The sequence below is a fragment of the Colwellia piezophila ATCC BAA-637 genome (assembly GCF_000378625.1).
Lineage (GTDB): Bacteria > Pseudomonadota > Gammaproteobacteria > Enterobacterales > Alteromonadaceae > Colwellia > Colwellia piezophila.
Genome location: NZ_KB905164.1, coordinates 187,644 through 200,955, shown reverse-complemented (window position 1 = coordinate 200,955; position 13,312 = coordinate 187,644). Strand labels below are relative to the sequence as shown.

Annotated in this window: 10 protein-coding genes; all 10 read left to right on the top strand. The window is 32.4% G+C overall.

The features are described from left to right. The first annotated feature begins 106 nt into the window (after positions 1-106). The 10 genes from F580_RS0109695 (at position 107) to F580_RS0109645 (ending at position 13,312) form a co-directional block, all read left to right on the top strand. Complete coding sequence (locus F580_RS0109695; protein ID WP_019027526.1) at positions 107-307, top strand: hypothetical protein; 201 nt, start codon at positions 107-109, stop codon at positions 305-307. 844 nt (positions 308-1,151) lie between these two features. Continuing rightward, a complete protein-coding gene (locus F580_RS0109685; RefSeq protein ID WP_157443062.1) occupies positions 1,152-2,075 on the top strand; it encodes a DUF4097 family beta strand repeat-containing protein in 924 nt (307 codons plus the stop codon). A gap of 32 nt (positions 2,076-2,107) precedes the next feature. Then, complete coding sequence (locus F580_RS0109680; RefSeq protein WP_019027523.1) at positions 2,108-4,345, top strand: tetratricopeptide repeat protein; 2,238 nt, start codon at positions 2,108-2,110, stop codon at positions 4,343-4,345. Between the two features lie 270 nt (positions 4,346-4,615). Then, a complete protein-coding gene (locus tag F580_RS0109675) occupies positions 4,616-5,653 on the top strand; it encodes a Wzz/FepE/Etk N-terminal domain-containing protein (protein ID WP_019027522.1) in 1,038 nt (345 codons plus the stop codon). Between the two features lie 336 nt (positions 5,654-5,989). Next, a complete protein-coding gene (gene wecA / locus F580_RS0109670) occupies positions 5,990-7,024 on the top strand; it encodes a UDP-N-acetylglucosamine--undecaprenyl-phosphate N-acetylglucosaminephosphotransferase (protein ID WP_019027521.1) in 1,035 nt (344 codons plus the stop codon). Positions 7,025-7,227: 203 nt separating this feature from the next. Then, positions 7,228-8,463, top strand: coding sequence for an oligosaccharide flippase family protein (locus F580_RS0109665; RefSeq protein ID WP_019027520.1), 1,236 nt, complete (start codon positions 7,228-7,230; stop codon positions 8,461-8,463). Positions 8,464-8,470: 7 nt separating this feature from the next. Further along, positions 8,471-9,931: a hypothetical protein gene (locus tag F580_RS0109660; RefSeq protein ID WP_019027519.1), complete on the top strand. Its 1,461-nt coding sequence runs from the start codon at positions 8,471-8,473 to the stop codon at positions 9,929-9,931. 69 nt (positions 9,932-10,000) lie between these two features. Further along, complete coding sequence (locus F580_RS24280; RefSeq protein ID WP_157443061.1) at positions 10,001-10,954, top strand: glycosyltransferase family 2 protein; 954 nt, start codon at positions 10,001-10,003, stop codon at positions 10,952-10,954. 5 nt (positions 10,955-10,959) lie between these two features. Then, positions 10,960-12,288, top strand: a complete 1,329-nt coding sequence (locus F580_RS0109650) for a hypothetical protein (RefSeq protein ID WP_019027517.1) — start codon at positions 10,960-10,962, stop codon at positions 12,286-12,288. Next, the gene (locus F580_RS0109645) at positions 12,266-13,312 is read left to right on the top strand and encodes a Stealth CR1 domain-containing protein (RefSeq protein ID WP_019027516.1); all 1,047 of its coding nucleotides are present in this window, start codon (positions 12,266-12,268) and stop codon (positions 13,310-13,312) included. The genes F580_RS0109650 and F580_RS0109645 overlap by 23 nt, the downstream gene beginning before the upstream one ends.

Here is a 13,312-nt window from a genome sequence, read left to right as displayed (position 1 = left end):
TTTTAAAGCATGAGTTTAGCTGGAGACTAAGACGTATAAGGTCTTAGTCTTTAGGTAAGATAAATTCAAATATTCGGCTAGCGTTAATAAAACAAAGGAAGAAATTATGATGAGGTTTGCTATCACTTTATTCTTAATTATTGGCTCAGGATGTCAGTCAGTACCTAGTTACTGTGGCGTAAGTTTAACTCAAGCTACATCATTGATATCTAATTATCCTAATAGAGGGTCAGTCAACGGAGGATATGATGAAAATGGTGATGGCATAGTTGATAAAATTGAAGCATTTGCTTCTTGGGACTTTTAACAAATTAACCGTGTGCTTCAATCAGGTGATTGATAATCAGCAATATAGATGGGTTAATATTGATACTTGCTATCAGATAACCGCAAGTGACTTCTATGATGATGATGGTATGCCTATTCTGTATCAGATATGTAGAAAATTTAGCGCTTCTGTGATATCACCAGATAATTCAAAGTTGGGAAAAATAGCCGCTAAAACTTGTCATAATTTTGCCAATCAAAAATGGGAAATATTGTAGTTCAGATATTTAATTTACTAATGGTTTTTATGTGTGCTGATACTGGTGGTAATTAGCTTATATCGCGGTATATTATTAGGGAAATAGTAGTAAATTATCAATGTGACTCCATGTGTGAGCCCATGAGCGAAATGGTTGTTCTATCCCTTTAGAAATTAGGGGTGTTCATAATCGTACCAGTAAATTGTTTGTGTGTTTGAATTCAATTAATTCTACTCTATTTTTATTCGATTATATTTTCAGTAATTAATACTAACAAATCGAACCAGATAAATCAGTTTACCTGCGCTAGTTAGGATAAAAGTAGTTTAGTATCAATGTTCATGCATGATTAGTTTTTAAAGGCTGTAATCGATAGGTTAAGAATGGTGGTACCTGACTAGATTTTAATAACTATCACTCAAATGATAACTTATAGGAAGTCTAGTTTGAAACATCGGCTAACGATTTAAAAACAATATTTTTTAATAATTTATGTATACTTCTTCTATAGATTCTTGAATTAAAGCTTTCAAATATTATCCTCATAGCCGTTTTTTAGTCAGTACAAGTGAGCATTAATTTAATTACATTGGTATTATTTCGCATTTAACGAGGTTCTTCTTTTTGAATACTATTCTTAGTGAATTTAGATTAATTCAGACTTTTATCTTTACAGTGATGACCTTTTCGGGTGTTTGCTTGGCAGGGGAGAAAGTGAATAAGTCTTTATCGGTTGAACCTACCGGTAGCGTTTTTGTTGAAATACCTCGCGGACTTGTCAACATACAAGGGTGGGATAAGCCTGAAGTTATGATTCGAGGTGAATTAGACGATACCGCTAAACGGTTAATTTTCGAGACTAATAAAAACAAAACTCTGATTAAAGTTGAAACTCAAGGGCAACAACATTGGGGCGATTCCAGTGTATTAGATATATTTATACCGCAGAAATTACAACTAATTTTCAAAGGTATTGATACTTCCTTTACTGTCACCAAAGTAAATAACCATATTAGTGGCAAGTCTATTAGTGGTGATTTAATCGTGAGTAAATCTCATGGGAAAATTAAGTTATCGGTAGTTAGTGGGGATGTGCAACTGATAGAGTCGTCAGGTTTTACTAAAGTTGAATCGGTTAGCGGTATGATTACTTTTTCAGGGGATTTTCAACAGGCATACCTGAAGTCTATCTCAGGGGACATCAATGCAAATATTGATGGTACAAGTAATTTAACCATTAAAAATGTATCTGGTAATACTCAAATTAGCGGCCAAGTTAAAAGTAAAGCGCAAGTGAAACTTTCTAGTGTTAGTGGTGATATATTGTATAAAGTTGCCGGGACACTAAATGCAGAGTGTAATATCGTAAGCCAATTTGGTGGTGACATTAATAATCTACTAACCGATGATTTACCCACAGGTGGCAATTTAAATAAGAAAACATTGAGTTTTATTTCTGGTGACGGCTCTGGGAAATTAAGTTTAAATACTATTAATGGCACTGTTTCAATCGAGAAAACGTCTGAAGAAAGAATAAGCAATGAATAAATTCATAGTTAACGTGGTCTTGGAGAAATTAATTGGATAGTTTCTTAACGCAATTAAAGCATCGACAGGTTTTTAAGGTTGCGACCATCTATGCGGTATCCGCTTGGCCATTAATTCAAATAGCTGACCTCGCTGTGCCTGCATTAGGGCTACCAGATTCTGTGATGACAACAATATTGCAAGTGTTTTTGGTCGGTTTTCCCGTCTCTTTAATTTTTGCTTGGCTGTATAACTTTACTGCAAAAGGTATTGTAAGAGTAAAAAATGATGGACCGCATGACAGCTCGCTACAAATCAACTTCCAAACAACTTTGGCTGTTGCCGGCTCACTGGCATTGGCAGTAGTTGTTACCTTAGCTGCTCAGTTATGGTTAGAAGGAAAGTCACCTCAAGTATTATCAAAAACAACAGTGCAATCTGGTGAACCACAAACTAAAATAGATAATTTATTATCTTCTGGCAATAAAAAATCAATCGCAATCCTACCTTTTGTTGCGTTTAGCAGTGATGCTGAAGATCAATTTTTTGCTGATGGTATGGTGGAAGAGTTATTAAACCTACTGGCTAAAATTCCAGACTTACAAGTTGCCGCCAGAACGTCTTCTTTTGCTTATAAAGGTGTTTCAAATAAAACTATTGTCGAAATTGGTAGAGAGTTAGGGGTAGAGACTATTCTTGAGGGCAGCATTCGAAAGAACGACACGACCAATAAAATTCGAATAACCGCGCAGTTAATTAAGGTTAGTACGGGTGAACACCTTTGGTCAGAAACCTATGATCGAGAATACCGTGATGTATTTAAAATACAAGACGATATCGCTAGAGCCGTCGTTGATAAAATGAAAGTCACCTTGCTTGGTAAAACAACGCCATTTTCCACTGTTGCAGAAACCCATAATGTTGATGCCATGGTTGCTTTTGGTAAAGGTCAGCAAGAGCTAGCGCATCGTACTGCGCCATCTATTCATAAAGCTTTACAGCATTTTAAAGATGCGGTGAAGTTTGATGCTGAATATGCTAGGGCATTTGTCGGCATTGCTAATGCCAATATTCTACTTGTTCTATATGGTGATTTCCCTGAAAAACAAGCCGGTATTGCAGCACAAGAAGCCCTTGATACTGCTTTTCAATTGTACCCTGATTTAGCAGCTGCACATGCAACTCAAGGGCTCATTTTAACAGAAAATGATGCGGTAAAAGCTGAGCAGTCATTTAAAAAAGCCATAGCGATTAATCCTAACTATGCGATGACATATATGTGGTATGGCTCTTTGTTACAAAGCAATGGTGATGTTGTCGGCGCACATAAGCTGTTTGAACAAGCCTATGTTTTAGACCCCAAGTCGCCAGTAGCAGCGTACAACGTAGCTTGGTGTTATTACCAAGAGGGCGATGAAAAAAAAGCGATGGACATATTTTCTCAAATAATTAGCAACGATCCTTATTATCCTGGAGCCTATAATTTAGTTGGCGATATTTTATCAACACGGGGCAGACTGGATGAGTCAATTAACATGTATAAAAGAGCACTTGATGTTGACCCAATAAATAAGCAAGCAATAAAGGGGTTATTGATTGCTAACATGGATATGGGGAAAGTTGAGAAAACACAACATTGGTTTGATTATGCGAGCAAACAATCGTCACAATTTTCACCCGCGGACCTTAACTTTATGCAAGCGCGATTTTACGCGACACAAGGTAAGGTTAATGAAGCACTTCTCTCCTTAAAAGATATTGACTTTACTGGCAAGAAGTCGGGAATGAATCATTATATTGAAGGTGAAATTGCCTTCTATCAAGGTAAGTACTCTCAGGCTATCACTGCTTTTGAACGCCTTCTAAGTTTAAATTCAATTAACCGTGATTATTTTTATTATTTGTCTGATGGCCAGTCGGCACTTCATTTAGCTTATGCCTATATACAAATAGAAGAACTTGCACAGGCAAAAGTAATTATTGATGGCTTTACCCAATTTTTAGACAAAGGTAAAACCAAAAAGTCTAATGAACCCTCTTATTATTATAATATGGCCTTGATTAGTGCACTCCAAAATAATAAAAGTGGAACTTATCAATACCTTCAAGCGGCTATTGACGCAGGTTGGATAAGAGCATGGCAAGGTGATTTAGAGCCTATTCTCGCGCAAATGAAGACCGAGCAGCAATTCAGTCAAATGATGGGGGGCATAAAAGCTCGACTTGCTACCATGCGAGCGAGATCTGATGGAGAAAACACTTTTCTACTGGCCGATAGTGATACCTTTTAATAGCAACGTATGACTAATATCTGTTTTTCCGCGACAACAACTTTAACTGTGCGGTATATACATAGAAATATTGAGCATACATTCATTATTTCACTTTAAGCATTATTGCTATTTTTATTTTTTCCAATCGATAATAAAAATCAGATTAAAAGTTGAATCTAGGCCGCTTAGCCCTTTTACTTTACGACGATAATTCGTATAATACGGAAAATTTTATTGTTGTTAGTCAAGCCTTAACGAGCAACATATGCCAATCGGATATGGTGAATAGTGTCAAAGTCAGTAGAAAGCTCAAACGAAAGCTCTGTAGTAAATAAGCAAGCATTGCCTAATGATGTTAATACACAATTGTTGCAACAACAGTTACTTCAGCAACAACTACTATTGCAAAATACTCAAAATCAAGATGATGAAATTGAATTAGCTGAGCTTTGGCATGCTATTTGGGCCGGTAAGTTTACCATTATCATTATCAGTATGATTTTTGCTGTAGCTTCTGTTTTCTTTGCACTATCCCAGCCAAATATCTATAAAGCTTCAGCTATATTAGCTCCAGCCTCAAGTGATGGTGGAGCAGGAGGCCTTGCCGCAATGGCAGGCCAACTTGGCGGCTTAGCCAGTATGGCAGGCATTAACCTCGGTGGCGGTGGCGGGGTTGATAAAACAGCACTAGCACTAGAAATTTTAAAATCTCGCTCCTTTATTGAAAAGTTTATTACTAAACATGATTTGTTAGTGCCATTGATGGCAGCCAAAAATTGGGATATGGCAACGAATACTTTAATTTTAGATGAGGATTTATATAATCAAGCTAATAACAAGTGGATACGGGAAGTAAAGGCACCAAAGCGAGCTGAACCTTCTAGTTGGGAAGCTTATCAAGATTTTTCAAAATTAGTTACTGTTAATCAAGACAAAACAACATCAATGGTTAATATTGACATTGCATTTTATTCACCCACGATCGCCAAGCAGTGGTTAACTTGGCTAGTTAAAGATATTAACGAATTTATGCGAGTTCAGGACCAAGAAGAGGCACAAGCTTCAATAGATTATTTAACAAACCAGTTAGCTAATATCAAAATAGCCACTATGGAAACTGTATTTTATCAGCTTATTGAAGAGCAAACGAAGAACATGATGTTAACTATGGTGAAAAAAGAATATGTCCTTAAAACCATAGACCCAGCACAAGTGCCCGATGAAAAATCAGGGCCTAAACGAGCTTTGATTGTGGTGTTAGGAACTATGCTTGGTGGCATACTATCAGTACTAATCGTATTGTTTCGTTACTTTGCTAAGAAGTAATAAGGTACGTTAACTAAAAGTGCTTAATATAATACGGATTTGACACTATAAGTATTGCATTAGTCATTTCTCTATTAATATTTTACTGAAGGTAAATATCAAAAATAACAAACTATTACAGTAGTAAGTATGAATGTTACTGCAATTTAGGGAGAAATCTATTATACTTTCCGCGCTTTAAACTAAGCGATTTATATTGATAATAGGTAAAGGGAATTTACTAAAGAACCTAAAATAATATTTTTTCATTTTTCATTTTTCACTTTTTACTTTTCACATTTCGTTTTTATTTTTTACATTGCCTTTTAGACTATTGAGCATTTTAGGAACCTTATTATGTATATTTTCGCTACAGCCTTTACCGCATTTATATTTGCTTTCCTAGCTATTAAATTTTTTAACCCGGTAGCAATCGAAATCGGCTTAGTTGATAAACCATGTGAGCGTAAGCAGCACGCGGGACATATTCCCCTCATTGGTGGTATTTCAATATTCTTAGCTGTACTTGCTGCCAGCCTAATATGGTTACCTAATACTCTAGAACTTCGTATGTACCTTATTGCTTCAGCAATGATGGTATTTATTGGTGCCCTAGATGACAAATTCGATCTGAGAGTACGAGTACGTATTGTTGGTCAAATTATTATTGCTAGTTTGATGATATACGGAGTAGGTGGCTACATTTCAAACTTAGGTAACTTATTCGGCTTTGGTGATGTAACGTTAGGCCCATTAGGAATTGTATTCACTTATGTAGGTATTATCGTAGTAATAAATGCTTACAACATGATTGACGGTATCGATGGCCTTATTGGTAGCCTAAGTATTAACACTTTCACTTCAATTGCCATTTTATTTATTATCAGTGGTCAGACAGATTACTTAAGTTACCCTCTAATACTAGCGACGGCCACAGTACCTTATTTAATGTATAACCTAGGCTTCTTTGAAAAGTTCTTTAAAAAAGAATCTCAAAAAATATTTATGGGTGATGCGGGTAGTATGTTTGTAGGTTTAAGTGTTATTTGGTTATTAACCATGGGTACCCAAGGCGAACAGGCATCTTTTCGTCCGGTGACAGCACTATGGATTTGCGCTATTCCTCTTATGGACATGCTGGCAATTGTTGTTCGAAGGTATAAGAATGGTAAATCACCATTTAAACCGGACAGAGATCACCTACATCACATATTACAGAGAAAAGGACTGTCTTCAAAACAAACACTTATAGTGATTAGTATCGTTTCGGTTCTAATGTCATCTATTGGAGTGTATGGAGAATATTACCAAATATCTGAAATTGTATTATTTGTTTTATTCATACTCTCTTTTATTTTGTACAACTTTATAGTTAAAAGAATCATAAATTAAAACATCACGATAGTTATTAAATTTTCCACTTGAAGGAATAGTTCATTTATTATTCTTATTTTCAATTTTTAAGTAGCAGTAAATATTTTTTTATCGTGTGATCAGATTCTTTTTTGAATTAAAGGGATTTATCCTTCGTACTATTATATTAAGCTCATGAATATTGCATTAGTTCCAAATACATTTTAAGGCTTCTAAATATAATGAAAAGTAATAGGCTACTTGAAAATAGTGCAGCTTTAGTTTTTTTGCAATTTTTGAATTATTTGTCTCCTTTCATTATATTACCTTACTTAACAAGATCTCTTGGGCTAGAAGGGTTTGGTATACTTTCATTTTCTTTGGCTTTTTGTATGTTGTTATTTATAGTGACAGATTATGGCTTTGGGGTTTCGTCTCCTGAATATATAGCTAAGAATAAGTTAAACTACCAAAAAATATCCTCTTATATAAGTGGGGTTATATTTATAAAGTTTTTATTTATAATAGCTATTGGGGCATTTGGATGTGTGTTTTTTCTTTTAGTTGATTTTCGCTTTTTCGAAGAAAAAGGGATAACAGCTAGTTTGATATTATCAATGTATGCTTTGATTATCACTCAAGGTTTTCAGATTAATTGGTTTTTTCAAGGTATTGAAAAATTCAAACTTATTGTACTGTACTCTGTTCTTTCAAAAATAATATATGTTTTATTGGTTTTGCTTTTTGTTCATAGTATTGCTGATTTAGCTTATGTATTTATTTCTTTAGCTATAGGGAATTGTATTTCCTTAATTTTTTCTTATAAACAAATTAACCGTGAGAAATACAAATTTAAAAAAGTTAGTTTTCTTTATATAAAAAAATTGATTTTAGATAATTTTGGGTACTTTTTATCTCGATTATCAGTAAGTTCATATTCAACATTTAATTCAATTATCTTAGGCAGCATTTCAAATATAAATAATGTTGCACTGTATTCTAGTGCTGAAAAAATTTACCAGGCATGTCAAAACCTAACATATGCAGTGAGCCAGGCTTTTTTTCCCTACCTATCGAGAACCAATAATGTAAAAGTGTTACACCAGTATGTACTTGCTACTTTTATTTTGCTGTTACCTATTGTTTCTGTGATTATTATATATGATTTTACATCATATATAGTTGTGTGGTTTTTTGGGCCGGTATTTGAGAGTTCATCCAATATATTAGATGTTTTTTTAATTTGTGCATTAGTTAATTTCTTATCTGTTAATTACGGATACCCATTGTTTGCATCGATTAATAAAACCAAGTTAGTAAATTATACAGTATATTTAGCATCAACAATTCAAGTTTTGATGTTAATTACCCTCTATTACTTAGAAGGTATTACCCCAATAAACCTCGTCTATTGTGTACTCATTAGTGAATTAGTGGTGCTTTTTTCCAGGTTGAGTTTGTATTTTAGGTTTAAGTGAAATTATAATGATTGAAACAAGTAGTGATGGTTATGTGCAAGGTGGCGAGTTATTGAATTTAGTTGATAACTTCTATATTAAGAAACAGACAAAATTTAGAGTTTTGGAACTAGATGCAACTGATTTAAATTTAGTAAATCGATTAGATATTTTTATAAAATTACAAGCAATACCTAGTGTTCAGGCAGGAATAAAAAATGATTATTCTACCAGCTTGTATGAAAAGCATATAGTCGCCATTACTGACGGTACGTGTAAAGAGAATGGTAATAAAAATAAAGATGGAATTCAATCTTACTTTAAGTATTTTAAAAGCATAATATCTTCTATTCAACTTAGAGGTTTTGATTCTGATGTTAGTTTGATACCTGTTAATAATAGTTTAGAGCCACTCAATGGAGCACATCGTATAGCAGCAGCATTATATTTCAATAAGAAAATAAAATGCATTGTTTGTGACGAGGGAATGGTGGATTATGGATTTAAGTATTTTTCAAAATTAAATTTTGAAAAATACTCCTTATATCAAGCTGTTTCAATAATGCAAAAATATCAAAAAGATGTTTTGACTGGTGTTGTTTGGCCGAGTAGTAAAGTTGATGTAAATAAATTGTTTGATAATGTGGTTTTGGAGCAAGAGCTTAACCTTAATACCTTTGGTATTAAGAACTTTGTGATTAATACTTATTTGAATGAGGGATGGCTAGGAATTCCTGAAGATAACTTTTTAGGAGCAGAAGGGAAATCTAAACCTTGTACGGGGTTAAATCAATTGAAGGTATTTATTTTTAAGGTAAATAATCAAAATAAGGTTATAGATCTTAAAGATAAAGTTAGATCTGGCTTAGGTCTTGGGAAGCACTCTGTGCATATTTGTGATGACCAGAATGACTCTTATGCATTAACAAAATTTGCATTAAACCCTAATATCGAAAATATTTTAAATACAATAGAAAACTACAAGTTTCCCGAATACCTTAAGCAAATTATCTATATCTCTAAAAATAAATTACAAATTAAGTCTAAATTTATTCTGAGTGGAAGTTCATTACTAGGCTTGTTGAGCTTAAGAGAGCCTAACGATATAGATTACTTAGCTGTTAATGATCTCCATTACGATAACATGGATTATCATGGTGATAATAATGGTCACAATTCATTTTCTAATATATACCAAAATCCATATTCACACTTTTATTATTTTGATATTACATTTTACTCAGCTCAAGAGTTAGTTCTATTTAAGAGGCATCGAGGTGAAGTTAAAGACTTTAAAGATATTGATTTAATTGATGGTATAATCGATGATCGCCGGTCAAAAAAGGCAAAGTTAGCTTCAAAAATAAAGATGAACGCGACTCTATTTAAGCTGGTGATCATTAATAAATTAAAATTAATGTTACTAAGGTTTGGCATATTTAACTCTGTTAAAACTGTGTATTATTTTTTTAAAAATAAACTTGGTTAATTGTATAGTTCTCCTGTTTTTATAAATTTATCCGTAATTAAAGTATTTAATTAGAAGTAGAGGTTAAAATTGAATCCATTAGTAAGTGTACTTATGCCCGTCTATAATGGGGAAATGTATCTTAAAGAAGCAATAGATAGTATTTTATCGCAAACATTTAATAATTTTGAATTTATTATTATTAATGATGGGTCTACTGATTCAAGTGAAAAAATGATACTTGAGTATGATGACTCTAGAATTATTTACATTAAGAATGAGAAGAACCTTAAACTTATTCATACATTGAATAAAGGTTTAGAGCATTGTAATGGAAAATATATTGCTAGGATGGATTGTGATGATGTGGCGATAAGTTGTCGTCTTAAAACTCAAGTCGACTTCTTAGAAGGTAATTCTGACTATGTACTTTGTGGATCACAAATCTCTTTTATAAGCTCAGGTAAAAATAGGCTCTTTAATTTTGTTTCAAAAGAAACAGATAAAGAGATTCGCTCTCAGTTTTTAGTAAACTCGCCATTGGCACATCCGACAGTGATGATAAGAAATAAAATTATAGTTGATAATGCTTTACGCTATGATATTAATTATTTACATGTTGAAGATTATAAATTGTGGATTGAGCTGTCAAAATTTGGAAGCGTATATAATATACAGCAAGTATTATTACGTTATCGATTAACAACAACACAAATAACTCAAAAAACTAATTTTGAACAACTGATAAATGCTGAAAAATTAAAATTTGAATATTTTCTTTCTATATTAGGAGAAAATAGCAAGGACTTTGATAAAGAGAGTGAGCTCACTTTAAATATGATAAAAATCTTATTATCTAAAAAAGATTACCCTGAAATATTATTTTATTATAGTCGAATAAATACAGATATTGGCATTTTGAAGATATTATTGATCTTAATTGCAATGACAAAAACCTCAATGGTTAATAGTATGGTTATGTTAAAGTCTTATTTTAGTTTGGTGTTGAAAAAATCAGGGCTAATACCTAAGAATAGCCATTAAATTTTATGTCTCAATATTTTATTTTTACCAATTTTACACCAAAAGTTAAATTATTAGATAAAGTACTAGGAGTAGTAGTTGTATTCTGTTTTATTTTCTCATTTAATATACCTATTATAAAAAATAGCATTGTACTATCCTGTTTACTAAGTTTTTTAGGTCTAGCTTTAAAAAAGCGGGTCTCTATAAAAAATTCTCTTTTTGTATATAAGAACCGTTATACGATATTTTGTTTATCTTATTTATTACTACTTGGTTTTTGCACATACCTAGCAATAATTTTTTCACAAAACCATGCTCAGGCAGGATTTTCTTTGCCTAGGATAGTTCAATGTATCTATTTATTCCTTGTGTTAATTCCGCTAGTTTATTTAAATAACAGTAATATAAGCTTAAAAACATTTTTAGAATTTATATTGTATGCATTTGCTATTCAATCATTAATCCAGTTAATAGCATTTATTTCGCCTTCTTTCTTGAATATTGTACAATTTTTTCAACCTGACAATATCACAGAAAAATCTGAGAACTATGGGGGAATTAGAGGGCTTGCTTTAGCTGGAAATGTCTTTTTTGCTTTAGCTTCGATATATGGTTTAGCAATGATGGTATTTGTTTATTATATTTCTACATTTAAGGGGACGCTGTGGAAGTCAAATGTATTATTTTTCTTACTACTTTGTCTAGGAGGAATGTTTACAGGTAGGACATTTTTTATTGGTTTAGGCTTTGCTTTAATGTTATATTTTCTTTTAAATTATAACAAACCATCCTCTTATTATATTGCTCTGAAATCCTTGATGATTATCATTTTATCTGCCACTTGCTTTGCATTTTTATTCATTCCTATTGAGTTACTTGATAAAATAATAAATGAACTTTTACCTTTTGTATTTGAATTTATTTATAGTTATTTGGAAACTGGCAGTTTTTCAACTCGATCTACTGATCATTTAACATCTATGTTAAGTGTCCCATTGACAATCAATGATTTCGCACACGGACAAGCAAGATATATTAATATAGATGGTTCGTATTTTATGCATACTGATTCTGGTTATTTTCGTCAGATACTATTTTGGGGTTTACCAGGCCTATTGTTAGTTATTATATTTCATCTGGGATTGTTCTTTATACCATTTTTACAAAATAGAAAACCAATTTATCCAAATTACAAAGTATTTATATCAACATTGTTTATTTATACAGTTATTTTGCAAATAAAAGGTGAAGTCTTTGCTCATATGCATTTCATGTCAATTATAATATTCACAATTTCACTTATTTACATTAGAGATAGTAAAAGATTTCATGACCAATATAGAAGCAATTGATATAGTTATTCCTTGGGTTGATGGCAGTGATAAGGCTTGGTATAAAAAATACCAAGAATATAAACCATCAAGCTCAAATTCTGAAGTGGCATCATCTAGGAACCGTTATAATGACTGGGGAACGTTGATGTACTTATTTCGAGGGATTGAAAAGTTTTTACCTTGGATCCGAAAAGTTCATTTCATCACTGAGGGACATTTACCTGATTGGTTAAATGTCGACTGTGAAAGATTAAATATAGTTAAACATTCTGATTATTTTAAAGATGATAACGTTCTTCCAACCTTTAATGCTAATCCTATTTTATTAAATCTGGCATGGTTGGATGATCTATCAGAGAATTTTATTCTATTTAATGATGATACATTTGTACTGGACTTTTGTGAACCTACAAGATTTTTCAATGATAATTTACCAGTAGATTTTTTTTCCCAGTCTATTAGGCGAGATAATTTTATTTATAATACTTTAAGGCCAAAGAATAAATTAAATGCTCAAATGCTACAAAATAATATTGATAACTTAAATTCAATCATTGATAAAAGTAGATTAGATTTTTTTTCAGAAATGTTTATGTCAAAAAATTATAGTATTAAGGCTAGGGGTAAAAATTTATTTTTTAACCTAATCTCTCCTCGCCGTTTTACGTGGATTGATATATACCATCAACCACAAGCCCATTTAAAGTCGACCTATCGTGAGTTGTGGTCTATTTTACCAAAGGTTATGGAAGAAACTGTTTCTTCTAAGTTTAGGTGCAGTACCGATATTACAGAGTACTTATGCAGATTCTATAATTTGGTAAGGAATAAATTCACCCCTAAAATGCATTATGATCACCTATCTATCGCCGTTTTTACATATCAAGATATGCAAAATATTGATTTACACAATATTAAATTTCTATGTGTATCAGATGGAGATGGTATATCCGAATCTGATTTTAATAAATGTAAGTTAGAGATGACTCAAAAGTTAGATGCATTATTACCCGAAATATCTAGTTTTGAAAAAGAGAGATAA